Consider the following 24,274-nt stretch of genomic DNA (forward strand, 5'->3'; position numbering starts at 1 on the left):
GGCCCGCCGTAGGGCCCGTCAGCGGGCGGCCGCCGTCAGCTCGCTCACCTGCGCGGCCGTCAGCTCCACGGTGGACGCGGCAAGGTTCTCCTCCAGGTGGGCCACCGAGGACGTGCCCGGAATCGGCATCATCACCGGCGAACGCGCCAGCAACCAGGCCAGGCTGACCTGCGCGGGCGTGGCCCCGACGGCCTTGGCCACATGGTCCACGGGACTCCCGGCCACCGCCAGCGCCCCCTTGGCGATGGGGCTGAAGGGAATGAACCCGATCCCCTGCTCCGCACAGTGCTCCAGCACGTCCTCCGAGAACGCGTTGGTGAGGCTGTAGCGGTTCTGCACGGTGACGATCTCGACGATGCGCCGCGCCCGCTCCAACTCCTCGACGCTCACCTCCGACAGGCCGATGCTGCCGATCTTGCCCTCGTCCCGCAGCGCCTTCAGCTCGCCGAGCTGGTCCTCCAGCGGCACCTCCGGGTCGATGCGGTGCAGCTGTAGCAGGTCGATCCGGTCCACCCCGAGCCGCCGCAGGCTCATCTCGACCTCCTGCCGCAGGTACGCGGGCCGCCCCACGACCACCCACTGCCCCGGCCCCGGCCGCACGAACCCGGCCTTGGTCGCGATCAGCAGCCGCTCCGGGTACGGGTGCAGCGCCTCCCGGATGATCTCCTCACTGATGTAGGGCCCGTAGGAGTCGGCGGTGTCGATGAGATCGACGCCCAGCTCCACGGCCCGCCGCAACACCCGCACGGCCTCGTCGTGATCGCGCGGCGGCCCCCAGACCCCGGGCCCGGTGAGACTCATGGCCCCGAAACCGAGCCGATGGACGGTCTTGTCACCGATGGCGAACGTGCCGGTGGACTGAAGCTCTATGGACATGCGGGGTTCCCCGTTTCGCTGTCATCTGGGCCGTTTACGCATCTCCCATCTTCCCGTGGACGCCGCGCGACCCCCCATCACGGTGCGGGTTTGGTGTCGCTGACGGCGCCCGCCGCCAGGTTGGTGCCGAAGTACTGCACCCGCCACGCTCCCCCGCTCTTCGACCCGGTGCGGACCTCGAAGCGGCCCTGGCTGAGGACCGGATTGTCCCGGGTCAGGGTGCTCTTGTTGACCGAGTTGAAGGCTCCGGACGGCGCGCCCGGCTTGCGGTAGAAGACCCAGATGCGCTGGTTCCCCAGCCCCTCCCAGGACGCGCCCGGCTTGCCGCGCAGCCGTCCCGAGTGGACGGTGCTGCCGCCCGCCCGCCGTACCGCGTAGTCGAGCTGTGTCGCGTACCGCTGCTCGGCCGTCGCCTCCACGAACACCGCCGCGCTCACCGCCCCGATCACCTCGGGGCCGCTGCGGACCTCGGCCCGCCACTCGCCGCTCTCCATGACGGGCGCCTGCGCGAGGAACCGGCCGAGGTCGTCGGTGACCGCGTCGGCGAGCTCCCGCCAGCCGCACGTCTCCTGCTCCTGGTACGCGATCACGACGGGCAGGCCGGCCGCCGGGCCGGAGGCGCCGTTCTTGACCAGCTCCAAGCGGCCGATGAGCCGGATCAGGTCGCCCCTGGGGATCTGCCGGGGCTGCGCGTCGAAGGACTCGAACCGTGCCTCCGCCTTCGCCCCGCGCCGGTCCACGTCGAACTCGTGCACGGCCGTCGCCCGGCCGGCCCGCACCTCGACCTGCCACGCCCCCTCCGGGTCGGCGGGCCGGAGGGTGTGCGTGGCCAGCCAGTCGCACGGCGGCGGCTGGGCGGCGAAGTCGAGCGGTACGCGCGTCCCGTCCGGGCTCAGCAGCCGGCCGCGCAACCGGGTGGCGTTCGCGGTGGACACCTCGATCCGGAGCGCGACCTCGCCGGTGTCCAGGACGACCGGCTGCGGCGTCACCTGGATGGCGACGATGTCGGGCGAAGCCTGCATGTCTCCTCCTGTCAGCAGATCTCGCGGTAGGGCGTGCCGGGGATGAGCCGGTCCCACTCGCTCCGGGAGAGCGAGCGCCCGGCCCTGGCGCACAGGGCGGCGGCCACGCCGGCGGCGGTGGCGGGCTGGTCGCCGAGCGTGCCGTCGGTCCGCAGCCAGCGCAGCTGCCCGGCGTCGAAGGCCAGCGCCACCACCTCGCCCGCCGGGTACACGGCGGGCGAGCCGAGCGGGGCGCGTTCGGCGACGTCCCAGAGCTGGACGCGGTTCGAGCCGCCGACGGCCAGCGTCCGCCCGTCGGGCGAGAACGCCAGCACGTCCACCGCCGCGAACCCCTTGAGCGGCAGATGGGCCAGCTGCCGGCGGTCGGCGGCGTTCCAGAGCGTCACCCCGGCGGCCAGCGCGCCGGTGGCGATGATCTTGCTGTCCGGGCTGTACGCGATGGCCCGCACGCCGTCCGCGCTCTCCCCGAACGGCCTGGTGACGGCCTCGGCGCCGCCCAGCGACGCGAGCGCGCCGTCCGCGCCGTTCACCGCCAGCTCCCGCCCGTCAGGGCGGAAGATCATCCCGGAGCCGCCGGGGACGCTCAGCGTCCGCGTCCTGACCCCGCGGCGGACGTCCCAGAGCTGGACGTCGCGCCAGTTGTTCGCGGGCGGGGTGACGGTCTCCTGGAAGGGCGCCACCGCCAGCGTCGTGCCGTCCGGGGCGAACGCGAGCCCGCCCACCTCACTCGCGCCTTTGACGGAGAACGTCCGGTCCTTCGTGCCCGTCATCAGGTTCCAGAGCGTGACCCGCGCGGGATCGGCCGTCCCGACTGCCAGGAGCGTGCCGCCGGGGTTCAGCGCCATCGCGGTCGGGGAGACCGGCAGGGCCGCCGGCCGCCCCGGCTCGTCCAGGCGCCAGACCTCCACCCCCGGCCGCCGCACGATCACCGTACGGCGCGCGGGGTCGATCAGCCCGGCCTCGACCCCGGGGGCCAGCGTGCGCGGGCGGGTGAGGTCGGAGACGTCCAGGGTCACGACCGTGCCGTCGAGCAGGCCGAAGGCGAGCGTGCCCGGACCCAGCCGGAGCCCGGACACGAGCTCGCCGACCGGATGGGAGAGCAGCCGGGTGCCGTCCCGCGACCAGAGGGCCAGGTCGGAGCCGTCGTAGGCGGCCAGGTGGCGGCCGTCCTGGCTGAAGCGCAGCGCGCGGGCCCCGAACCCCTTCAGCACCGGCTCCCGCCAGCGCCGCGCGGCGAGGTCCCAGAAGCGGACCTCGTCGCCCGCCCGTACCGCCAGCTCGCGCCGCGCCGGGTCGAACGCGAGCGCCGCGCCGGGGAGCCGGGCCAGCACGCCCTGCCAGTCGCGCAGCTCGATCCGGCCGCCGGGCAGGGTCGTGGCCATCAGGGCGTCGTCGGCGGAGAAGGCGACCTCGGTGGCGTCGCCGACGGCCAGCGGACGCTGGCTGGTGAGGTCCCACACGCGCACGTGGCCCTCGGCCGTGGTGGCCGCCAGCAGCAGCCGCCTGGGGCTGAACGCCAGCCGCTGCGCCCCCTCCCCGAACTCGGCGACCCGCACCCCGCGCTCGGCGTCCCAGACGGAGATCGACCGCTCGCCGGCCACGGCCAGCCTGCGGCCGTCGGCGCTGAGCGCGATCGCGCTCACGGGCCCGCTCACCCCGCCGAAGGCGCGAGCGGACCGCCCGGTGGTCGCGTCCCACAGCGTGAACCTGCCGCCGTCCAGCACGGCCAGCCGCGTGCCGTCGTCGCTGAGGTCGAAGCGGGCCGAGCCGGAGACCGGGCCGGGGCGGAAGGCCGAGTGCTCGCGCTGGGCCAGCGAGGCGTACATGGCGGAGCGTGCCTCGGCCACCGGCGCGATCCGCCACGCGGCCACGCTCAGCAGCAGCGCCGTCAGCGGGTCGCCGGCCCGGGTCCGGTTCGCGAGCGCGGCCACCCGGCGGGCGGCCGACGTGTCCCGCTGGCGCGTGCCCAGCACGTCCTGCACGACCACGACCCCCACCGCGGCCAGCAGCACCGCGACGAGCGCCGCGATCGTGCCGCGGACGCGCCGGCGCCGCCTGGCCAGGTCGCGGGTGCGCTCGCGGGAGGCGTCCAGGAACGCCTGCTCGCGCTGGTTCGGCCGGAGCGGCCCGCGCCCGTTCGCGGCCCATTCGACGCTCTCGTCCAGGACCGTGCCCCGGTAGAGGTCGTCGGGGCGGCGGCCGTTCGCGTGCCACACGGTGGCCGCCCTGTTCAGGGCGTGGTGGACGCTCAGCGCCGAGCGGTCGGCCTCGACCCAGTCCCGCAGGCGCGGCCACGCCCGCAGCAGCGCCGCCCCGGCCAGCGTGATCGACTCACCCTTGTAGACGAGCAGGCCCGCGTCCGTGTACGCCTGGAGCACCCGCTGCACGCCGGCCGGGTCCCGCGCGCCGTCGACGAGATCCCGGGTGGCCGCGTCCCTGAGCGCGGTCTCGGCGCTCTCGTCGGAGCGGACCATGCGCAGCAGCGCCGAGGGGACGAGCGCCTGATCCTCCGGGCTGAGCCGCCCGTAGACGGCCTCGGCGACCTCGGCCAGCGGCGACTCGGCCGGATCGGCGGCCGGATCGGCGGCCAGATCGGCGGGGGGCCTGACCTCGACGGCGGCCCGGCTCCCACTGCTGAGCAGCCCGGAGAGCCCGCCCTGCGAGAGGCCCGGCCCGTTGACGGCGCTGTTCATGGCGATGAGGTCGAGCAGGAGGGAACGCGCCGGCGGGCGGGCCTGCGCGTCCAGCGACATCGCCTCGGTGACCAGGCGCCGCAGCGGCTCCGCCAGCACGGTGAAGTCGGGCCGCGTGCCGGTCACCTGGTAGCGCAGGAGGGCGAGGTCGCCGGAGAACGGCGGCCGCCCGGTGGCCGCGTACAGCATCATCGCGCCCCACGCCCACACGTCCACGGCGGATCCGCCGCGCTGCCCGGCCAGCCGCTCGGGCGCCATGTACGGCGGCGTGCCCGCCGCGAACCCGCCCTCGGTCGTCTGCGACATCTCGCCCGTCCTGGCGAGCCCGAAGTCGATCACCCGCGGCCCGTCGGGCCCGAGCAGCACGTTGCCCGGCTTCAGGTCCCGGTGCACCACGTCCGCGTCGTGGATGGCGGCCAGCGCCGTGGCCACCCCGACGGCCAGCCGGTGCAGCCGGTCGGCGTCGAACGGCCCGTGCCGCTCGACGGCCGTGCGCAGGCTGGGCCCCTCGATGTGCTCGCTCACGATGTACGGCGCGGGCCCGTCGAGGTCGGCGTCGATGATGCGGGCCGTGCAGAACGAGGCCACCTTCCGCGCGGCCGTCACCTCCTTGACGAAGTCGGCCCGTGCCCCGGCGTGCTCCAGGAACTCCGGGCGGATGACCTTGATCGCCACCCGCCGGCCGGCGTCGTCGTAGGCGTCGTACACGACCCCCTGCCCGCCCGCGCCCAGCCGGCCCGCCAGCCAGTATTCGCCCAGTTGTGCCGGGTCGCCCGGCAAAAGAGGCGTCACAGGAACCCAAGCTAGCGATTGCCCACGATCGCGCGCCACCGGGTAGTCCCTAGGGAAAACCCGAGCCGGTGGGGTTGATCCGGCGAACGTCGGAGGCATACGGTGCTAATCGATTAACACGTCGTCGCACTGCTCGGTGAGAACCATCGACGCGCCGACCTTCCCATCCACATCAGCGGCCAGAGATTTCCCTTTATCTCTATAGGGAATGCTAGGTTATACGACTAACATGAGACCTACAGCGCGACAAGTGGCCGAGCTGGCGAACGTGTCAGTGGCGACCGTCTCCTACGTGCTCAGCGGCCGGGATCGCCCCGTGGCCGCCGAGACGAGGCAGCGGGTGCTCGAGGCCGCCAGGCAGCTCGGCTACACCCCCAACCAGGCCGCCAGGAGCCTGCGCAAGCGCCGCACCCAGCGGATCTGCCTGGTGCTCAGCTCGCTCGGCGGCGTGCCGAGCGACGAGCGCCTGGCCACCGACCTGCACGAGATGGCCGACGCCCGCGGCTACTCCGTGGTTACGCTCGCCGTCTACTCCGAGGCCCGCGCGAAGGCCGCCGTCGATGTGCTGCGCGGCGGCGTCGCCGACGGCGCGCTGATCAACCTCGTCGGCGACCACCTCACCCGCGACCTGGTCACCGGGCTCGCCGGCACCGGGCTGCCGATGGTGGTCCTGAGCAACGAGGACGGGCTCGAGGGCTGCGACGTCGTACGCACTCCGGAGACGGAGGCGTCCGCGGAGGCGGTCGAGCACCTGCTGGCCCAGGGCAGGCGGCGCATCGCGTTCCTGGCGCACCGCCACGAGCTCCACCGGGAGCAGCCCGCGGGCCGGCTGCTCGGCTACACGACCGCCCTCGACCGGCACGGCGTGAGCGAGCGGATCATCACCACGGGCGCGGACGACCGCGTGGCGGCCTACCAGACCGCCGCCGAGCTGCTGCGCTCGCCCGACCGCCCCGACGCGATCTTCGCGGCCTCCGACCGGGCCGCGATCAGCGCGATCTGGGCAGCCAGGGACGCCGGGCTCACCGTGCCCGGCGACGTCGCGATCGTCGGCGCCGGCAACATCGACGAGGGTCTCATCAGCAATCCGCAGCTCAGCACCGTCGGCCCGCTCCGCCACGACTACACCGACGTCGCACGCCTGCTCTTCGACCGCCTCCAGGCCGAGGAGCAGCCACCCGCCCGCGAGATCGTCCGCTCCTGGACCTTCCTGCGGCGGGGCTCTTCGTAGAAGGGAAAACCCGAGATGTCCTCCCCCCTGTCTCGCCGTGACCTGCTCCGCCTGGCCGCCGCCACCGCCACCGCCACCGTCGCCGGGCCCGTCCTGTCCTCCTGTGCGGGCGCCCCGACCACCCAGGCCGCCGCGCCCGGGACGTTCACCGTCTACTGGAACGCGGGCCACGACTACCAGGCCTACCGGAAGGTGATCGCCGAGTTCGAGCAGGCCAACAAGGTCAAGGTCAATCTGCAGAAGTACCAGTGGCCCGATCTGCGCACGCGGCTGCTGGCGGACTTCGCCTCCGGGACCGTGCCCGACCTGGTCGAGGAGCCCGGCGGGTGGGTGCAGGAGTTCGCCGTCTCCGGCAACGCCCGCTCGCTGCAGGAGTACGTCGACCGCGACGGCCAGGCGATGGGCTTCCCCTCCGACTGGCAGCCGGTCACCGTGGAGCGCAACTCGTACCAGGGCAAGGTGTACGGCGTGCAGCTCCACCTGACCTGCAACACGCTCTTCTACAACAAGGCCATGCTCAGGGACGCCGGGGTGGAGGTGCCGGCCACGTGGGAGGAGTTCCTGGCCGCCGCCCAGAAGCTCACCAAGGACGGCGTGTACGGCGTCGCGCTCAACCAGGACTACACCTACCTGTGGCCCTGGCTGACCCAGGCCGGCGTCACCCCCTACGACCCGTCGACCGGCAAGGTCATGACGCCGGTCGAGGACGCGGTCGCCGCCCTGCAGTTCCAGGCCGACCTCGTCCACAAGCACAAGGTGGCCCCGGTGCCGGTGACGGGCACCGACTACTCGGGCCCGCAGAAGCTGTTCTCGGCCAAGCGCGCCGCGATGATCTTCACCGGCCCGTGGGACCTGGAACCGATCAGGAAGACCAGCCCCGACATCGAGGTGGGCGTCGCGCCGCCGCTCAAGCACAAGACGCAGGCCACGCAGGCGGCGGGGGTCAGCATGTTCGTGCCCGCCAAGGCGGCCAGGCCCGACCTGTCGTGGGACTTCATCAAGCGCATCACCGCCATCGAGGTCGAGCAGGCCGCCACCAAGGAGACCGGCATGCTGATGCCGCGCGTCTCCTGGACGAAGCTGCCCGAGGTGGCGTCGAACGAGGTCACCAAGGTCTTCGCCGACGCCCTCCCGTACGCCAAGGACTCCTCCCAGCAGGTGCGCCTCACCGGGCAGCTCGGCAAGTGGGAGGAGCAGCTCAAGGTCATGTACCAGCAGGTGCTCATCCAGAACCAGCCGGCCGCCGAGGCGCTCGCGGCGTTCACCGAGTCGGCCGAGGGCTTCCTGCGGTGATCAGGCCCCGCACGCTCGCCGGTCGTTACGCGCGGACGGCCTACCTGTTCCTCCTTCCCGCCATCCTGTTCTTCGCGGCCTTCTTCTACCTGCCGATCGGCAACGTCGTGGCCACCAGCCTGCGCACCGGGCCGCAGGCCGACCAGTGGGCCGGGCTGGGCAACTACACGCAGGCGCTGGCCGACCCGGCGGTGCGGCACTCGTTCCTGGTCACGGTGGCCTTCGCGGTGGCCGTGGTCGTGGGCTCGATCGTGCTCGGGCTGGCCCTGGCGATGGCGCTCGACCAGCCGCTCAAGGGGCGGGTGGCGTTCCGGGTGCTGCTGCTGGTCCCGTACCTGACCTCCGTGGCGATCGTCGGCCTGCTGTGGCGCAACATCCTCGACCCCGAGCTGGGCGTGCTGAACCGGGTGCTGCTCGCGGCCGGGCTGCCCGCGCAGCAGTGGCTCAACACCGCGCCGCTGCTCACGATCGCCGCGGTGACGCTGTGGCAGAGCGTGGGCTACACGATGGTGCTGTTCCTGGCCGGGCTGCAGGGCATCCCCGAGACGTACCACGAGGCCGCCAAGATCGACGGCGCGGACTCGTGGCGGCGCTTCTGGCGCATCACGCTGCCGCTGCTGGCTCCCACGACGCTGTTCGTGTCGGTGATGGCGGTGATCTCGGGGCTGCAGGCGTTCGGGCAGGCGTACATCATCACGGGCGGCGGGCCCGGCGACGCCACTGACCTGTCCGTCTTCCACATCTTCAACGTGGCCTTCCGCACCAGGGACTTCGGCTACTCCTCGGCGCAGTCGGTGCTGCTGCTGATCGTGATCGTGGCGTTCACGCTGGTCCAGCTCCGGGCGGGGCGGCGCGGGGAGGTCGTGTACTGATGCGCAGGACGCTGCTCTACCTCCTGCTCGGGCCGGCCTCGCTGGTCATGGTGGTGCCGCTGCTCTACATGCTGTCGCTGTCGCTCCAGACCGAGGCCGAGACGCTGTCGGCCGAGGCCGTGGTCTGGCCCGAGTCGCCGCAGTGGGGCAACTACGCCGAGCTGTTCGCCCGCGCGCCGTTCGGGAACTTCATCGTCAACAGCCTCGTCGTGGCCGGCGCCATCACGGTGGCGCACCTGATCTTCGACCCGCTGGTCGGGTACGTGTTCGCCAAGTTCCGCTTCCCGCTGCGCAACACCCTGTTCGTGGCGCTGCTGGCCACGCTCATGGTGCCGTTCTTCGTGCGGATGATCCCGCTGTACGTGCTCATGGCCAACCTGGGGTGGCTCAACACGTACCAGGGGTTGATCACGCCGTTCCTCATGGACGCGTTCGGGATCTTCCTCATGCGGCAGTTCATCCAGCCCATCCCCGACGACCTGATCAGCGCGGCCCGCATCGACGGCGCCTCCGAGCTGGGCATCTACCGGCGGATCATCCTGCCGCAGACGCGGCCCGCGCTGGCCGTGCTCGGGCTGTTCACGTTCGTCTTCCAGTGGAACGAGTTCCTCTGGCCGCTGGTCGCCACCACGACGCCCGAGATGCGCACCATTCCCGTCGGGCTCACCCTGTTCAACCAGGAGTACTTCACGTTGTGGCACCTCACGGCCGCGGGCTCGGTGATCCTCTTCGTCCCCACCGCCGTCCTTTTCATCTTCACCCAGCGATACTTCGTGCGCGGCATCGCGCTGACCGGCCTCAAATAGGAGTCATTTCTTGCGTCCGAACGTGATCGTCGTCTTCACCGACCAGCAGCGGTGGGACACCGTCGGCCCCTTCACCCCCAACCTCGACAGGATGGCCAGGCACGGCACGCAGGCCACGGTCGCGCTCACGCCGCAGCCGGTGTGCGCGCCCGCCCGCGCCGCGCTGCAGACGGGCCGCTACCCGACCACGACCGGCGTCCACCGCAACGGCCGCGTGCTGCCACCCGAGGAGCGCACGCTGGCCCACCACTTCGGCGCGGCCGGCTACGCCACCGGCTACATCGGCAAGTGGCACCTCGGCGGCGGCGAGCCGGTCCCGGCCGACCGGCGCGGTGGTTACCGGTCCTGGCTGGCCGCGAACGCGCTGGAGCACACCTCGGACGCCTACCGCACGATCGTGTACGACGAGGCGAACGAGCCCGTGCTGCTGCCCGGCTACCGCTCCGACGCCCTCGTGGACGCGGCCATCAGGTACGTCGCCGACCACCACGAGGAGCCGTTCTTCCTGTTCCTGTCGTTCCTGGAGCCGCACCACCAGAACGAGGTGGACAACTACCCGGCCCCCGACGGCTACGAGGAGCGTTACCAGGGCCGCTGGATGCCGCCGGACCTGGCCGCCCTCGGCGGCACCGCCCACCAGCACATGGGTGGCTACCTGGGGCAGGTCAAGCGGCTGGACGAGGGGCTCGGGCGGCTGCTGGACGCGCTGCGCAGCATGGACCTGCTGGACGACACGATCGTGGCGTACACCTCCGACCACGGCAACCACTTCAAGACCCGCAACGGCGAGTACAAGCGCTCGTGCCACGACGCCTCGCTGCGCGTGCCCCTGGCGCTGCGCGGCCCCGGCTTCGACGGCGGCGGCGCCGTCTCCCGGCCGGTCAGCACCATCGACCTGCCTCCCACGCTCCTGGAGGCCGCCGGGCTGCCCGTCCCCGACTCGATGCAGGGCCGCTCGTTCCTCCCGCTGGTCCGGGACCCCGGGGCGGCGTGGCCCGAGGAGGTGTTCTTCCAGGTGAGCGAGTCGGAGGTGGGACGCGGGATCCGTACCTCGCGCTGGAAGTACTACGCCGTCGCCGAGGACGCCCACCCGTGGGACGACCCCGCCTCCGACCGCTACCGGGAGCAGGCGCTGTACGACCTGGAGAACGACCCGCACGAGCTGGTCAACCTGGCGGGGTTCCCGTCGCACGCCGGGGTGGCGGCGGAGCTGCGGGAGCGGCTCGTCCGCCGGATCGCGGAGGCCGAGGGAGCCGAGCCGGTCATCGAAGCGGCCGTCGAGCGACCGGCGCCGCCGCAGGCGATGACCGACCCGGAGGTGCGGCTGAGCGGCTCCAAGCCGGTCCGCTTCGGCCACCAGCCCCCACCCGGCACGCGTTAGGGATCTCCCTCGGCGTGGCGAGGGGATTTCGCCCGTTACCCTCCGTAATCTCGCCTGGTGAGCGGAGGGAGAGGCGTCGTGGGTGGTTGGTCGAGTTCGTGGGGTACGGGCGGGCGGGTGTCCCGCCGGGCGTTCGTCACCGGCACATTCGCCAGTGCGCTGGCCGGCGCCGTCCCCCTGCTGGGGGGCCCGCCCGCGGCGGCGGAGCCGCGGCCCCGGGCGATGGTGCTGCGGGCCCGGCCCGCGACGGTCACCCTGGGGCGGCGCACGGTGCGCACCTGGACGTACAACGACGAGGTCCCCGGCCCGCAGATCAGGGTCATGGCCGGTGAGCGGGTCCGCGCGAAGCTGGTCAACGACCTGCCCGCGGCGACCACCGTGCACTGGCACGGCATCAGGCTCGACTTCCCCATGGACGGCGCGCCGGGGTTCAGCCAGGAGGCGACCCAGCCGGGCAAGACGTTCGACTACGACTTCACCGTGCCCGATCCCGGCACGTACTTCTACCACTCGCACGTCGGCACCCAGCCCGACCGCGGCCTGTACGGCACACTGGTCGTCCTCGACCCGCGGGAGCCGCTCGACTACGACGAGGAGTTCACCGTCGTGCTCGACGACTGGCTGGACGGCATCGACGGCACTCCCGACGACGCCCTGGCCCGGCTGAACGCCTCCACCGACCACGACGACACCCTGCGCAGCGAGGCGCTCGGCGGCGTGGCGGCGGAGATGGTGCACCCGCTCTACCTGGTCAACGGCCAGGCCCCGGACTCCCCCATGACCTTCCGCACCGCGCCGGGCCGCACGGTCAGGTTCCGGGTGATCAACGCCGCGTCCGACACCGCCTTCCGGGTGGCGCTCGGCGGGCATCGCATGACCGTCACCCACACCGACGGGTTCCCGTGCCGGCCCGTGGACGTGGACACGTTCCTCATCGGCATGGGCGAGCGCTACGACTTCCTGACCCGGCTCGACGAGGGCGCGTTCCCGCTGGTCGCGATAGCGGAGGGCAAGCGGGGGCGGGCGTTCGCGGTGGTGCGGACGGATCGGCGGGCGGAGGCGCCGGCGAGCACCGTCCAGGTGCCGGAGCTGACCGAGCGGATGCTGGCGTACCGGGACCTGGAGGCCCCGTCGTCCCTCGACCTCCCCCGCGCGTCCAGGGCCATCACGGTGACGCTCGGCATGCGCCCGTCCGGCAACGAGTGGACGATGAACGACAAGGTCGCCGGCGACCACCTGCGGCTGCGCGTGGACCGGGGGGAGACGGTCCGGCTGATCCTGGACAACCAGTCGCCCATGTGGCACCCGATGCACCTGCACGGCCACACGTTCCAGCTGCGCCTGGCGGACGGGCGCGGGCCGCGCAAGGACACTGTGAACATCAAGCCGCGCCAGCGGCTCCACCTGGACGTGCTCGCCGACAACCCCGGCGAGTGGATGTTCCACTGCCACAACCTGTATCACCAGGAGCAGGGCATGATGGGCGCCATCGGCTACGGCCCCGCCCGGACCCCGGCCCCGGCCCACGCCGGCCACCGTCCCCAGCAGCACGACCGCAAGCGGAAGCGTCGTCGCTAACACTGTTCGCACATGCGTACATCGTGCGCTATGGTGAAGGGTATGGCGAAAGACGAGCAGTCCATCCCCTCGGTGTGGGCGCGGCCCCGCCGCGAGCGGGAGCAGCCGGCGCTGAGCCGCGACCAGATCGTGGCCGAGGCCGTCCGGCTGCTCGACGAGGAGGGCATCGACGCCCTGAGCATGCGCCGCCTCGGCAGCCGGCTCAACGCCGGGGCGACCTCGCTCTACCGCCACGTGGCCAACAAGGACGAGCTGATCGAGCTCGCCGTGGACGCGGTCTACGGCGAGCTGCCGCTGCCCGAGGAGACCGACGCCACCCGGTGGCGGGAGGTCATCGCGCGCATCGCCCACGGCCTGCGCGCCACGATCCTGCGCCACCCCTGGATGGCCGCCAAGCTCGGCGAGGTGGGGCTGGCCTACCTGGGGCCCAACATGCTGCGCCAGACGGAGCACATGCTCGGCGTCTTCGAGTCCGCCGGGTTCCCGCTCGACGAGGCCGACCAGGCGATGAGCACGCTGGTCGCGTACGTGCTCGGCGTCACCACCAGCGAGGCCGCGATCCTGTCCATGATCGCCCGCAGCGGTCAGACCGAGCAGGAGTGGGTGGAGCACCTGTGGCCGGCGGCCGAGCGGGCCGTGCAGGACTACCCGCGGCTGCGCGCCCGTTACGCCGCGCAGCGCGGCCGGCTCTCCTCCCAGGCCGACCAGGACGGCTTCGAGTACGGCCTCCAGCGGGTCCTCGACGGCCTCCAGTCCCGCCTCGGCTGAACCCCATTTCGAGCCCTGCTCACGTGTGACATAAGCCTGCCATCGGTCTTGCGACGCGGCCTCGGGCTACGGAAGGATCGCCCAATCGAACCCCCCGTTCCCGCATGACCTTGGAGTGGCCGTCGTGCCCACACAGCACGCGAACGTCGAGCAGTTCGGATACCGGCAGGAGTTACGTCGCGGGGTCGGGATGACCGACCTCGTGTCCTACGGCCTGGTGTTCATGGTGCCGATCTCCCCATTCGCGATCTTCGGCTCCGTCTATGCCCGCTCGGGCGGCATGCCGGCCCTGGCGTACCTCGTCGGGATGATCGCGCTGCTGTTCACGGCAGCCTCGTACGCGCAGATGGTCAAGGCGTTCCCGCTGTCCGGCTCGGTCTACAACTACGCCGGCCGCGGCATCGCGCCGCCGGCCGGGTTTCTGACCGGCTGGATGGTGCTGCTCGACTACATCCTCGTCCCGTGCCTGCTCTACCTCGTCGCCTCCATCGCCATGCACGCCATCATGCCGGAGATCCCCGTGTGGGTCTGGCTGATCGCCTTCGTGGCGCTCAACACCGCGATCAACCTCCGGGGCATCCGGATGACGGTCAAGCTCACCCGGATCATGATCGTGTTCGAGCTGGTCGTGCTGGCGCTGTTCCTCGTGGTCGGCGTCTGGGCCCTGCTCCAGGGCAAGGGCCGCGGGTTCAGCCTCTCCCCGCTGTTCAACCTGGAGACGTTCTCCTGGCCGGTGGTGTTCGCCGCGGTGTCGGTGGCCGTGCTGTCGTTCATCGGCTTCGACGGGATCAGCATGCTGGTCGAGGAGTCCACCGGCGGGTCCGAGCAGGTGGGCAGGGCCATGCGGCTGGCCCTGGTGCTGGCGGGCGTGCTGTTCATCGTGCAGGTGTGGGTGGCCGCGCTGCTGGTGCCCGACCCGGCGGGCCTCCTGCGCAACGGAGGCGACACCGCGTTCTACGACGCGGCCGCGGTGGCCGGCGGCCAGTGGCTCAGGCACCTCACCTCGACCGCCACCGCGCTCTCCTGGGGCGTGGCCAACACCATGGTGGCCCAGGTCGCGGCCTCCCGCCTGCTGTACGCGATGGCCCGCGACCGGCAGCTCCCGTCGTTCCTGGCGAAGGTGTCGGTCAGGCAGTCGGTGCCGGCCAACGCCATCGCGCTCGTCTCCCTGCTGTCCGTCGGCCTCGGGGTCTGGATGTCCACCCGCTCCGACGGCGTCGACCTCCTCAGCAGCCTGATCAGCATGGGCGCCATGGTCGCGTTCATCGTCCTGCACGCGTCGGTGATCGTGCACTACTCGCTGCGCCTCGGCTCGGACGCCATGTGGACGCACCTCGTCGCGCCGCTGATCGGGATGGGGATCCTCGTCTTCGTCGTGATCAACGCCCATGTGATGGCACAGCTGGTGGGCCTGATCTGGCTCGGCGTCGGCGGCCTGGTGCTGGCCGGCCTGTACGCGCTCGGCCGCCGGCCCACCCTCCAGGGCCTGACCGGACGTCTCTGACGGGCGAGGGGACACCATGAACCGGCTGCCGCTCCACGAGGACCTGTATCTCATCGCGCACGACCAGTCCGGCAAGCCCCTGATCCACCAGTCGTCGATGGCTCTCGGGCTGGCCGGCGCGGTGGTGCTCGAACTGGCCGTCAGCGGTCGCGTCACCGTCGCCGACGGACAGGCGACCGTCTCCCGCCCTCCGGCCGGCGACACCCCGGTCTCCCTGGCGGACGGCGACGTCAAGCTCCTGATCAAGAAGGCGGCGAACGGCCTCTACGACCGTACCCGCGAGGCCCTGGTCGCCTCGGGCGTGCTCGTCAGGGTGAGCAGGCGCCGCCTGGGCATGCTGCCGTACACGCGTCACCAGCTCGCCGACATCGCCTCGGTCGTCCGGGCCTCTTCGGGGGTGCGCTCGGCGGTCGAGGGCTGGAAGCCGCCGGACGCGCGGTGCGCCGCGCTCTGCGGGCTGGTGGCGGTACTGCGGCTGGAGTCGGAGCTCTACCTCGACCAGCCCGCGAACCGGCTGGTCGGCCGCCTCCGCGAGATCGCCTCGGCCGCCCCGCCCGTGGTGGGCGAGCTGGTCGCGGTCGTGGACACCCTGGTCGGGGAGGCCGCCGTGGCGGTGTACCGCCAGCCGTGACCTGAGCCGGGCCCGGCCATCGCCGCGAGGCGGCGGGCGAGCCGGGCGACGGCCTCCCGCAGCTCGGCGGGCTCCAGCACCTCCGCCTCGAAGCCCAGCCGGGCCACGTGCACGGCCAGCCAGTCGAGGTCCTGCCCGCCGGCGACGAGCACGCACCACCCGTCGCGATCGTCCTCGACGCGCCCCACCTGGGGCGGCACCAGCTCCCGCACGCGGTCTGGCGGCGCGTGCAGGCGCACCCGGGCGAGATAGCGGTACGGCGCCTCGGCCACGGACCGCTGCACGTAGGCGGCCGGGTCAGGATGCTCCCTCGCCCGGAAGCGCCAGGTCGTCGCCTCCGCCTCGCGCATCCGGTCCAGCCGGAAGGTGCGCCAGCCGTCGCGGTCGACGTCCCAGGCCATCAGGTACCAGCGGCGGCCGGTGGAGACCATCCGCACCGGCTCGACCGTGCGCTCGCGCTCCCCGCCGTCGTGGCCGGCGTACCGGAAGCGCACCCGCACGGCGTCGCGGCAGGCCCGCGCGAGCATCATCAGCAGCTCCGCGTCGATCTCGACCCCGGGGTCGACGAGGGTCTCGGTGGCGCCGTACACCGCCCGGACCTCGGCGCGCAGCCGGGGCGGCATCACCTGGTCGAGCTTGGCGAGCGCCCGCAGCGCCGCCTCGCCCGCCCCGGTGACCGTGCCTCCCGCCGCCAGCCGCAGGGACACCGCCGTCGCGATCGCCTCCTCGTCGTCGAGGAGCAGCGGCGGCAGCCGGGTGCCCGCGCCGAGCTGGTAGCCGCCGCCGACGCCCGCCGTCGCGTGCACGGGATAGCCGAGCGCGCGTAACCGCTCCACGTCGCGGCGCACCGAGCGGTCGGTGACCCCCAGCTCGGCGGCGAGCTCGACAGCGGTCCAGGACGGCCGGCGCTGCAGCAGCGCCAGCAGCCGCAGCACCCGCTCGGTCGTCGACTCAACAGACACGCGCTCATCGTTCCACAGATCACGGACCGATCCTGTCCGCTATATGCGAGAGGTTTGAGCCATGAACGACCTGCCCTGGAACACCCTGCTCCGAGATCAGACCGACTGGCACTGGACCCATCAGCTGCGCGATCGCCTCGACGGGCTCACCGATGAGGAGTACTTCTGGGAGCCGGCGCCCGGCTGCTGGAGCGTGCGGCCGCGCGGCACCGGCGCCGCGCCGGTGCAGGCCGGGGCCGGCGCGATGACCATCGACTTCGCGTTCCCGATGCCCGAGCCGCCGCCGTTGACGACGATCGCCTGGCGGCTCGGGCACGTGATCGTCGGAGTGCTGGCGATGCGCAACGCCTCGCACTTCGGCGCCACGCCGACCGACTACGAGTCGTTCGACTATGCTCCGACCGCGGACGCGGCGCTGGCCCAGCTCGACGCCGAATACGCCACGTGGCTGGCCGGGGTCGAGTCCCTCGGCGAGGCCGGCCTCGCCCGCCCGTGCGGGGAGGCGGAGGGGCCGTACGCCGAGTATCCGCTGGCGGCGCTGGTGCTGCACATCAACCGCGAACTGATCCACCATCTGGCGGAGGTCTGCCTGCTGCGCGACCTCTACCTGCACACTCACCGGGAGGCGAGCTGACATGGCCCGCGACGTTCAGATCACTTTCGACTGCGCCGATCCGGCCGGGCTGGCCGCGTTCTGGGCCGAGGCCCTCGGCTACCGGGTGCAGGACCCGCCCAAGGGCTTCGAGTCGTGGGAGCAGGCCCTGGAGGCGATGGGCGTGCCGCCCGAGCGCCGCAACGACGCCTCGGCGGTGATCGACCCCGACGGGGCCGGGCCGCGGCTGTTCTTCCAGCGGGTGCCGGAGGGCAAGCAGGTCAAGAACCGCGTGCACCTCGATGTGCGGGCCGCCCCCGGGTTCGAGGGCGACGCGCGGATGGCGGCCCTGGAGGCGGAGGCCGAGCGGCTCGTCTCCCACGGCGCCACCCGGCTCCAGCGCCACGAGCCCGCTCCCCCGCTCGGCGCCGGTCACATCGTGATGGCCGACCCCGAGGGCAACGAGTTCTGCCTCGACTGATCGGCTGCGCCCCCCATGGACGGCGCGAGGTGCGCGGGTTACGCTCCGCTCGCCACAAGATGGGGGGCAATCCATGACTTACACGCTTTTACGCGGGAACTTCGTGATCCGGTACGCGGATCTCCCGCGGCAGGGCCCCGAGCCCGACGGCGACACCGTGAAGTTCCTGCCCGACTCGCCCGCGCTGGTGGAGGGGCTGCCGCGGCGCTCCGGCCACCCGCCGAAGATCAACCGCCGCGGCGTCTCCGTGCGCCTGGAGGCCATCGACGCGCTGGAGACCCACTTCGAGGAGACGCACCAGCAGCTCGCCGGGGCCAACGCGGCCAGGGACGAGCTGCTGCGCCTGCTCGGGTTCACGAACGTGCGCTACTGGGAGGACCTGCCCAACAAGGTGCAGTCGGCGGACCAGGACTCCATCCGCGGGCACGTGCTCACGAACGGGGTCGACGCGAACGGCCGGCTGATCGGGTTCGCCTACGCCGGTGACCCTCCGGGGGCCGACGGGGCCGACGGGGCCGACGGGGCCGCGGTGTTCCTGGACCCGGCGCTCGTGGACGCGTCCGCCAACGGCACGCTGCTGGCCGGCGGGCTGGTCTATCCGGCGTTCTACGCGACGCTGCCGGCGCAGCTGCGTACGCACCTGGCGGAGGTGTCGCAGGCGGCCAGGGGGAAGGCCGCCGGCATCTGGCCCGGCTCGACCGCCGACCCCAACGGCGCCGCCACCGTCACCGGCCTGGCCGACGCCGAGGGCCTGGTGATGTGGCCGAAGCTGTTCCGCCGCCTCGTGCCGTACCTCGCGGCCGGTTTCACCGACTTCGACGGCTTCGACGCCTGGCTGCGCGCGGACCCGGTCAACCGGGACGACGAGGTGTTCCTGCTCACCAAGCTCGAACGCGGCAACCTGCACGACGTGATCAAGGGGGCCGGGCAGCAGATCCAGCTCACGGTGTGGCCGGAGGAGTTCATCATCGCCCCGGACCCGCCGCCGGTCGCGAGCCGCTGACGCACCGAACTGGGGGCCGGGGCGCGCACAGCGCCCCGGCCCCGCTGTGTCCGCGCGCTGAACACCGGTTGACGGGAGGCCTCCGGACCGCTTACGGTTCCGGCGATATCGGTGAAATATATCGATATGTATCCGAAACTTTCGGAGGCGTCATGTTTCGTGGAGTCGTCGCGGTCGCCTTGCTCGGCCTCCCTGCGGTGAATCCCTCCCAGCCCCCCGCCATCACCGTGAACGAGCACGTCAGGCACCAGGAGATCGACGGCTTCGGCATCTCCCAGGCGTTCCGGCGCAACGAGCTGCTCAAGGTACTGCCGGAGTCGCAGCAGCGCGAGGTCCTGGACCTGTGGTTCGACCGCGAGAAGGGCGCCGGGCTCAGCATCCTGCGGCTCGGCATCGGCTCCTCCCCGGCCGGGAGCCCGTACGACCACATGGTGTCGATCCAGCCCGAGGACCCCGGCGGCCCGGACGCCCCGCCCAAGTACGTGTGGGACGGCGACGACAACAGCCAGGTGTGGGTGGCCAAGGCGGCCCAGGCGTACGGCGTGAAGCGGTTCTTCGCCGACGCCTGGAGCGCGCCCGGCTACATGAAGGACAACGGCGACGACAAGGGCGGCGGCACGCTGAAGCCGGAGTGGCAGCAGGCGTACGCGAACTACCTGGTGGCGTACACGAAGTTCTACGCCAAGGAAGGCATCAAGATCACCGACCTGGGGTTCACGAACGAGCCCGACTGGACGGCCACCTACGCCTCCATGCGCTTCACCCCGGAGCAGGCCGCCCAGTTCGCCAAGGTGCTGGGCCCGGTGGCCAAGGGTGTGCACGTGACCTGCTGCGATTCCTTCGGCTGGAACCAGGCGAAGGCGTACACGGCCGCGATCGAGGCAGACCCCGAGGCCCGCCGCTGGGTGAAGACCCACACCGGGCACACCTACGCCAGCCCCGTGGACGCGCCGCTGCCGACGACCAGGAAGACCTGGATGTCGGAGTGGAACCCGAACGGCAGCACCTGGAACGAGAGCTGGGACGACGGCAGCGGCTACGACGGCTTCGCGATCGCGCAGGCCGTCCACGACGCGCTCACGCTGGGGAACGTCAGCGGGTACGTCTACTGGCTGGGCGGCTCGCGCGGCGCGACCCGGGCGCTGCTGCAGCTCGACGACACGGCGAAGACGTATCGCGTGTCGAAGCGGCTGTGGGCGCTGGCGGCGTACAGCAGGTTCATCCGGCCGGGCGCGGTCAGGCTGGACACGGCGGCGGCGGATCCGGCGCTGAAGGTCTCCGCCTTCCGCAACCCGGACGGCTCCCGCGTCGTCGAGGTGCTCAACACGGGCACCGCGCCGGTCACGTGGCAGGGCGTGCGCGGCCGGGCGACCGCGTACCTCACGGACGGCGCCAACTCGCTCACCCCGTCCCCGGTGACGGGCCGGACGGTGACGCTGCAGCCGCGGGCGCTCACCACGATCGTCATCCGCTGACGAGGCCGCGGGAGCCCGGGCAGGTGCCGGCCCGGGCTCCCGTCACGAGCGGGTGGTCAGCCCTTCGAGCCCGTGGTGGCGATGCCCTGGATGAACTGCCGCTGCAGGAACACGAAGACGGCGATCACCGGGAGCGAGGCGATGAGCGAGCCGGCCATCAGCACCGGATAGTCCGTCTGGTACTGGCCCTGGAGCGCGGCCAGCCCCGCCGACAGCGTCATCTTGTCCGGGTCGGTGTTGACCACCAGCGGCCAGAACAGGTCGTTCCAGGCCCACAGCAGCACCAGGATGGCCAGCGCCACCAGGCCAGGCCGCGCCAGCGGCAGCATGATCGACCAGTAGATGCGCACCGGCCCGGCGCCGTCCAGCCGGGCGGCCTCCTCCAGCTCGCGCGGCAGCCCGAGGAAGAACTGCCGCAGCAGGAACACCCCGAAGGCGCTGAACAGCCCCGGCACGATGATCGCCTGCAGGCTGTTGAGCCAGCCGAGCGACGACATGATCTGGTACTGCGGGATCACGAAGAGCTGCGGCGGCACCATGAGCACCGACAGGAAGACGCCGAAGAGCAGGTTCCTGCCGGGAAAGCGCAGCCGGGCGAAGGCGTAGGCGGCCATCGAGCAGAACAGCACCTGCCCCGCCACCCGCCCCGCCGCCATCACCACGGTGTTGAGGAACTGGTCACCGAACGGCAGCAGCTCGAAGACCTTCGCGTAGTTGTCCCACCGCCACTCGGGCAGCAGGCTCGGCGGCACCCGGGTGGCGCCGCTGAGCGTCTTGAGCGAGGTGACGGCCTGCCACACGAACGGGGCCACCATCGCCAGCGACGCCGCGGCCAGCACCGCGTGCACCCCGAACGACCGACGACGCTCAGACATAGTGCACCCACCTGCGCTGGAGCCGGAACTGCAGGACCGTCAGCGCCGCGATGAGCAGGAGCAGCGCGATCACGATGGCGGCGGCGTAGCCGCGGTCGTCGGTGACGAAGGCGCGCTCGTAGAAGAGCTGCACCACCGTCTGGAGCCGCGAGTACGCCGGGTTGGCCCGCGCCGCCTGCCCGGACCCGGTCATCACGAAGACCAGGTCGAAGAGCTGCAGCGAGCCGATCACGGACACGATCGAGATGAAGAACGCGGTCGGCGACAACATCGGCAGCGTGACCGAGAAGAACTGCCGGACGCGGCCGGCCCCGTCCAGGCTCGCCGCTTCGTACAGCTCCTTCGGGATGGCCTGCATCCCGGCCAGGAAGATGATCAGGTTGTAGCCGATGCTGCTCCAGATCCCCACCACGACCAGCGCGTACATGGCCGTGTCCGGATCGGCGATCCAGTTGGGCCCGTCCACGCCGACGACCGCGAGCACCTGGTTGACCAGGCCATAGTCGCCGTTGTAGAGCCACCGCCAGAGCATGGCGACCGCGACCGGCATGGTGACCACGGGCAGGAAGAAGGCCGTCCGGTACACGGCCACGCCCCGCAGCCCCGGCAGGTTGAGCAGCGCGGCGAACACGATGGCCAGCGGGATCCCCACCAGGCCCAGCCCGGTGTAGGCGAGCGTGTTGAGCACGGCCCGGCCCACTTCCGGGTCGGCGACGAGCCGGACGTAGTTGTCCAGACCCGTCCAGGTGTGGCCCCCGAACGCGCCCCACTCCGTGAAGGAGAAGTACGCGGTCTGGAGCACCGGCCAGAGGTAGAAGATCGCGAGCCCGAGCCCGGTGGGGGCGATGAACACGTACCCCCACAGGGCCTCGGTGCGCGGCGGACGTCTCCTCGCCGCGTGAGCCGCCCTGGTGAGGCGCTTCTCGGCGGTGGCGGTCACGTCACTCCTTGGCCAGCAGCTCGTTCATCCCGGCCGCGAGGTCCGCGGCCGCCTTCTCGATCGGCACCTCGCCGGTCCACGCCTTGGTGAGGTGGGTCAGCTCGGCCTCCTGCCAGGCGGCGGTGTTCTTGGAGACGGGGTACGGCACCGCGTACGCGACGGCGTCGAGGAAGACCTGCAGCTTCAACTCGGGATGGGCGGTCGCCCACGCGCTCTGCGTGCCGTTGTACGCCGGGATCGGCCCCTTCTTGCCCAGCAGGTCGGCGGCCGGCTTGGAGCCGAGGAACTTGACGAACTCCCACGCCTCGGCCGGATGCTCGGTCTTGGCCGACATGACGTTGGCGACGCCGTGGATGATCGTGGCCTGTTTCTCGCCCTTGGGGAGCGGGGCCACGTCCACCTTGTCCTTGGTGTAGTCGTTCTTGGTGAACTCGGCCACGTCCCAGGAGCCGCCCCAGTACATCGCCAGCTTGCCGGCCTCGAAGAGCTGGATCGGGGCGGTGTCGGTCATGGTCTTGAGGTCGGGCGACTGCCCGCCGGCGATCAGGTCGGTCCAGAACCGCAGGCCCTCGATGGTCTTGGGGTCGTCGTAGCCGGACTTGCGGCCGTCGGGCGAGATCACGTGGCCGCCGGCCTGGTAGATGGTGTTGTACTGGTACTCCTGGAAGCTCGTGAGCTCCGCGCCGATCGCGTGGACGCCCTTCTTGGCGTCGGTGAGCTTGGCGGCGGCGGCCTTGAAGTCGGCCCAGGTCCAGTCGGCTGCCGGATATTTCACCTTCGCGGCGTCGAAGAGTGTCTTGTTGTACCAGACGCCGATGGTGTCCATGTCCTTTGGCAGGCCGTACAGCTTGCCGTCGTAGGTGTAGAGGTCGACCAGCGGCTTGGGGTAGACGGAGCTGTCGACCTGCTCCTCGATGGGCTTGATGACGCCGTTGGAGGCGTATAGCTGGAAGTTGGGGCCGTTCATCCAGAAGACGTCGGGGGCCGCGCCGCCGGTCACCGCCGCCTTGAGCTTGGTCCAGTAGTCGGCCCATGGCGTGACCTGGACGTCGACGGCGATGTCGGGGTGCGTCTTGGTGAACTCGGCGGCCAGCTCCTGCATGACCGCCTGCTGGGTGGCGTCCCAGACGCCGTAGGACAGCGTCACCTTCTCCTGCGACCGCGCACCCGAGCCCGCCTGCTCACCGCCCGCGCACGCGGAGGCCAGCAATGCCGCGCAAAGGAGCGCCGCACCGCTCCGTGCCGACTTCCACATCTCCCGTGTCCTCTCCTAGAACGTGGGAGTAATGATGGAGTCCAGTGAAATTTTCTTCAAGGGCCTCCTTTGTTACAGATGGCTCACGAGCGGGGTGCGGCCGTCGAGCAGGCGGTCCTCGACGTCGTCGAGCGCGATCCGTACGGCGCCGAGCACCACGGCCTCGTCGCCCAGCGCGGACATGAGGACCTCGGGCGTGCGGATGCACCAGCGGTCCAGCTCGCGCTTGAGCGGCTCGATGAGCACGTCGGCCGAGCGGGAGTAGCCGCCGCCGACCACGACCATCTGCGGGTCCAGCGCCAGGACCAGGGCGGACACGCCGAGCGCCAGGTCCCTGACGTAGCGGCGCACGGCCGTGACGGCCGCCCGCTCGCCCGCCCGGGCCGCCGCGAACACGTCGCCCGCCTCGCCGCTGGCGGCCTTGAGGTGCTCCTGGGCGCGGATCCAGCCGAGCGCGGGCAGCGCGCCGATCTCGCCCGAGGCGTTGGCGAAGCCCCGGTGCACCTTGCCGTCGATGACCAGGCCGGCGCCGGTGCGGAGCCCGGCCAGCAGGAACACCATGTCCTTGGCGTAGCGGGCCACGCCGCGCCAGCACTCGGCCCTGGCGGCGAGCTTGCTGTCGTTCTCGACCAGGACGGGGCCGGGGACCAGCCGGCGTACGTGGGCGGCCAAATCGACGCCGGTCCACTCGGGCAGCGCCTCCGACAGCATCACCCGGCCCGCGCCGTCCACCAGGCCCGTCGTGCCGACCCCGGCGGCCCAGACGTCGCCCGCGGCCAGGCCGGCGCCCTCCAGGCACGCGGCCACCGCGGCGTCCACCGCCTCCAGCCGCTCCGGCCTGCCCATCTCCGGCGTCACCGGGACGGCGGCCCGGTCGCCGACGTTCCCGTCGAGGTCGGCGACGACGGCGCGGATCTTGTGGCCGCCGATGTCGACGCCGAGCACCCGCCCCGCGTCCGCCCTGAAGCGGTAGCGCCTGGCCGGGCGGCCCACGCCGCCCGCGGTGGCGCCCGCCTCCGCCACCCAGCCCTTCTGCAGCAGCTCGCGGACCACGTCCTCGGCGGACGCGCGCGACAGGCCGGTGCGCTTGGCGACCTCGGTGAGCGTGAGCGAGGGCCCGCCCCGCAGCGCCTTGATCACGGCGAGCGCGTTGAGCTGCCTGAGCCGCGACAGGTCACCGCCGCTCAGATCCTCGCCCATGGACGCCCCTTGCCGTCAGCCAGCCGACTCCTAATAATGATGGT

At 71.9% G+C, this 24,274-nt stretch carries 20 protein-coding genes and 1 pseudogene; 13 read left to right on the forward strand and 8 right to left on the reverse strand.

Going from position 1 to position 24,274, the window contains the following annotated elements; translation table 11 throughout:
* Nucleotides 1-18 precede the first annotated feature (18 nt).
* The 3 genes from AB0L65_RS45125 to AB0L65_RS45135 all read right to left on the reverse strand — a co-directional run bounded on the left by AB0L65_RS45125 (nt 19) and on the right by AB0L65_RS45135 (nt 5,383).
* Nucleotides 19-876 (reverse strand): aldo/keto reductase, encoded by an 858-nt coding sequence (locus AB0L65_RS45125; RefSeq protein ID WP_364259430.1) that lies wholly within the window; start codon nt 874-876, stop codon nt 19-21.
* Nucleotides 877-953: 77 nt separating this feature from the next.
* Entirely contained in the window at nt 954-1,898 is a 945-nt protein-coding gene (locus tag AB0L65_RS45130) for a hypothetical protein (protein ID WP_364259433.1), read from the reverse strand.
* Nucleotides 1,899-1,909: 11 nt separating this feature from the next.
* Complete coding sequence (locus AB0L65_RS45135) at nt 1,910-5,383, reverse strand: serine/threonine-protein kinase (protein WP_364259436.1); 3,474 nt, start codon at nt 5,381-5,383, stop codon at nt 1,910-1,912.
* A 229-nt stretch (nt 5,384-5,612) separates the two neighbouring features.
* On the opposite strand from AB0L65_RS45135, the gene AB0L65_RS45140 reads away from it, so the two are divergent.
* From AB0L65_RS45140 to AB0L65_RS45180, 9 genes and pseudogenes are all read left to right on the forward strand, one after another.
* Complete coding sequence (locus tag AB0L65_RS45140) at nt 5,613-6,614, forward strand: LacI family DNA-binding transcriptional regulator (RefSeq protein ID WP_364259439.1); 1,002 nt, start codon at nt 5,613-5,615, stop codon at nt 6,612-6,614.
* A gap of 15 nt (nt 6,615-6,629) precedes the next feature.
* On the forward strand, nt 6,630-7,907 hold the full coding sequence (locus AB0L65_RS45145) for a sugar ABC transporter substrate-binding protein (protein ID WP_364259442.1): 1,278 nt from the start codon (nt 6,630-6,632) through the stop codon (nt 7,905-7,907).
* Nucleotides 7,904-8,779: a sugar ABC transporter permease gene (locus tag AB0L65_RS45150; RefSeq protein WP_364259445.1), complete on the forward strand. Its 876-nt coding sequence runs from the start codon at nt 7,904-7,906 to the stop codon at nt 8,777-8,779. Before AB0L65_RS45145 ends, AB0L65_RS45150 begins: the two co-directional genes overlap by 4 nt.
* Nucleotides 8,779-9,585, forward strand: a complete 807-nt coding sequence (locus AB0L65_RS45155) for a carbohydrate ABC transporter permease (RefSeq protein ID WP_364259448.1) — start codon at nt 8,779-8,781, stop codon at nt 9,583-9,585. The genes AB0L65_RS45150 and AB0L65_RS45155 overlap by 1 nt, the downstream gene beginning before the upstream one ends.
* Nucleotides 9,586-9,595: 10 nt before the next feature.
* Nucleotides 9,596-10,966 (forward strand): sulfatase-like hydrolase/transferase, encoded by a 1,371-nt coding sequence (locus tag AB0L65_RS45160; protein ID WP_364259451.1) that lies wholly within the window; start codon nt 9,596-9,598, stop codon nt 10,964-10,966.
* 78 nt (nt 10,967-11,044) lie between these two features.
* A complete protein-coding gene (locus AB0L65_RS45165) occupies nt 11,045-12,544 on the forward strand; it encodes a multicopper oxidase family protein (protein WP_364259454.1) in 1,500 nt (499 codons plus the stop codon).
* A gap of 42 nt (nt 12,545-12,586) precedes the next feature.
* Nucleotides 12,587-13,312, forward strand: a complete 726-nt coding sequence (locus AB0L65_RS45170) for a TetR/AcrR family transcriptional regulator (RefSeq protein ID WP_364259457.1) — start codon at nt 12,587-12,589, stop codon at nt 13,310-13,312.
* 124 nt (nt 13,313-13,436) lie between these two features.
* Nucleotides 13,437-14,816 (forward strand): APC family permease, encoded by a 1,380-nt coding sequence (locus AB0L65_RS45175; RefSeq protein ID WP_364259460.1) that lies wholly within the window; start codon nt 13,437-13,439, stop codon nt 14,814-14,816.
* 16 nt (nt 14,817-14,832) lie between these two features.
* Nucleotides 14,833-15,327: pseudogene (locus AB0L65_RS45180) on the forward strand (GPP34 family phosphoprotein); the annotation flags it as partial.
* Here AB0L65_RS45180 and AB0L65_RS45185 read toward each other — a convergent pair.
* Nucleotides 15,306-16,409, reverse strand: a complete 1,104-nt coding sequence (locus AB0L65_RS45185) for a YafY family protein (protein WP_364259463.1) — start codon at nt 16,407-16,409, stop codon at nt 15,306-15,308. The pseudogene AB0L65_RS45180 and the gene AB0L65_RS45185 overlap by 22 nt on opposite strands.
* A 61-nt stretch (nt 16,410-16,470) precedes the next feature.
* Between AB0L65_RS45185 and AB0L65_RS45190 the strand changes: the two genes are divergently transcribed.
* The 4 genes from AB0L65_RS45190 to AB0L65_RS45205 all read left to right on the forward strand — a co-directional run bounded on the left by AB0L65_RS45190 (nt 16,471) and on the right by AB0L65_RS45205 (nt 19,960).
* Nucleotides 16,471-17,043, forward strand: coding sequence for a DinB family protein (locus tag AB0L65_RS45190; protein WP_364259465.1), 573 nt, complete (start codon nt 16,471-16,473; stop codon nt 17,041-17,043).
* 1 nt (nt 17,044) lies between these two features.
* Nucleotides 17,045-17,482: a VOC family protein gene (locus AB0L65_RS45195; protein WP_350736709.1), complete on the forward strand. Its 438-nt coding sequence runs from the start codon at nt 17,045-17,047 to the stop codon at nt 17,480-17,482.
* Nucleotides 17,483-17,555: 73 nt separating this feature from the next.
* A complete protein-coding gene (locus tag AB0L65_RS45200; protein WP_364259468.1) occupies nt 17,556-18,485 on the forward strand; it encodes a hypothetical protein in 930 nt (309 codons plus the stop codon).
* Nucleotides 18,486-18,637: 152 nt separating this feature from the next.
* The gene (locus AB0L65_RS45205; protein ID WP_364259471.1) at nt 18,638-19,960 is read left to right on the forward strand and encodes a glycoside hydrolase; all 1,323 of its coding nucleotides are present in this window, start codon (nt 18,638-18,640) and stop codon (nt 19,958-19,960) included.
* Between the two features lie 56 nt (nt 19,961-20,016).
* Here AB0L65_RS45205 and AB0L65_RS45210 read toward each other — a convergent pair whose 3' ends face one another.
* From AB0L65_RS45210 to AB0L65_RS45225, 4 genes are all read right to left on the reverse strand, one after another.
* Nucleotides 20,017-20,835: a carbohydrate ABC transporter permease gene (locus tag AB0L65_RS45210; protein WP_350736700.1), complete on the reverse strand. Its 819-nt coding sequence runs from the start codon at nt 20,833-20,835 to the stop codon at nt 20,017-20,019.
* Nucleotides 20,828-21,775, reverse strand: a complete 948-nt coding sequence (locus tag AB0L65_RS45215; protein ID WP_364259474.1) for a sugar ABC transporter permease — start codon at nt 21,773-21,775, stop codon at nt 20,828-20,830. Before AB0L65_RS45215 ends, AB0L65_RS45210 begins: the two co-directional genes overlap by 8 nt.
* 1 nt (nt 21,776) lies before the next feature.
* Nucleotides 21,777-23,030, reverse strand: a complete 1,254-nt coding sequence (locus AB0L65_RS45220; protein ID WP_364259477.1) for a sugar ABC transporter substrate-binding protein — start codon at nt 23,028-23,030, stop codon at nt 21,777-21,779.
* Between the two features lie 72 nt (nt 23,031-23,102).
* Nucleotides 23,103-24,230 carry an ROK family protein gene (locus AB0L65_RS45225; RefSeq protein WP_364259480.1) on the reverse strand — a complete coding sequence of 376 codons (1,128 nt, stop codon included), beginning with the start codon at nt 24,228-24,230 and terminating at the stop codon, nt 23,103-23,105.
* Between the last annotated feature and the right edge of the window lie 44 nt (nt 24,231-24,274).

This window comes from Nonomuraea sp. NPDC052116 (assembly GCF_040680035.1).
GTDB lineage: Bacteria > Actinomycetota > Actinomycetes > Streptosporangiales > Streptosporangiaceae > Nonomuraea > Nonomuraea angiospora_A.

Coding starts and splice junctions, on each gene's coding strand:
- AB0L65_RS45210 (WP_350736700.1), bottom strand. CDS start 20,835: ATGTCTGAGCGTCGTCGGTCGTTCGGGGTGCACGCGGTGCTGGCCGCG.
- AB0L65_RS45170 (WP_364259457.1), top strand. CDS start 12,587: ATGGCGAAAGACGAGCAGTCCATCCCCTCGGTGTGGGCGCGGCCCCGC.
- AB0L65_RS45220 (WP_364259477.1), bottom strand. CDS start 23,030: ATGTGGAAGTCGGCACGGAGCGGTGCGGCGCTCCTTTGCGCGGCATTG.
- AB0L65_RS45190 (WP_364259465.1), top strand. CDS start 16,471: ATGAACGACCTGCCCTGGAACACCCTGCTCCGAGATCAGACCGACTGG.
- AB0L65_RS45200 (WP_364259468.1), top strand. CDS start 17,556: ATGACTTACACGCTTTTACGCGGGAACTTCGTGATCCGGTACGCGGAT.
- AB0L65_RS45130 (WP_364259433.1), bottom strand. CDS start 1,898: ATGCAGGCTTCGCCCGACATCGTCGCCATCCAGGTGACGCCGCAGCCG.
- AB0L65_RS45155 (WP_364259448.1), top strand. CDS start 8,779: ATGCGCAGGACGCTGCTCTACCTCCTGCTCGGGCCGGCCTCGCTGGTC.
- AB0L65_RS45195 (WP_350736709.1), top strand. CDS start 17,045: ATGGCCCGCGACGTTCAGATCACTTTCGACTGCGCCGATCCGGCCGGG.
- AB0L65_RS45125 (WP_364259430.1), bottom strand. CDS start 876: ATGTCCATAGAGCTTCAGTCCACCGGCACGTTCGCCATCGGTGACAAG.
- AB0L65_RS45140 (WP_364259439.1), top strand. CDS start 5,613: ATGAGACCTACAGCGCGACAAGTGGCCGAGCTGGCGAACGTGTCAGTG.
- AB0L65_RS45225 (WP_364259480.1), bottom strand. CDS start 24,230: ATGGGCGAGGATCTGAGCGGCGGTGACCTGTCGCGGCTCAGGCAGCTC.
- AB0L65_RS45205 (WP_364259471.1), top strand. CDS start 18,638: ATGTTTCGTGGAGTCGTCGCGGTCGCCTTGCTCGGCCTCCCTGCGGTG.
- AB0L65_RS45145 (WP_364259442.1), top strand. CDS start 6,630: ATGTCCTCCCCCCTGTCTCGCCGTGACCTGCTCCGCCTGGCCGCCGCC.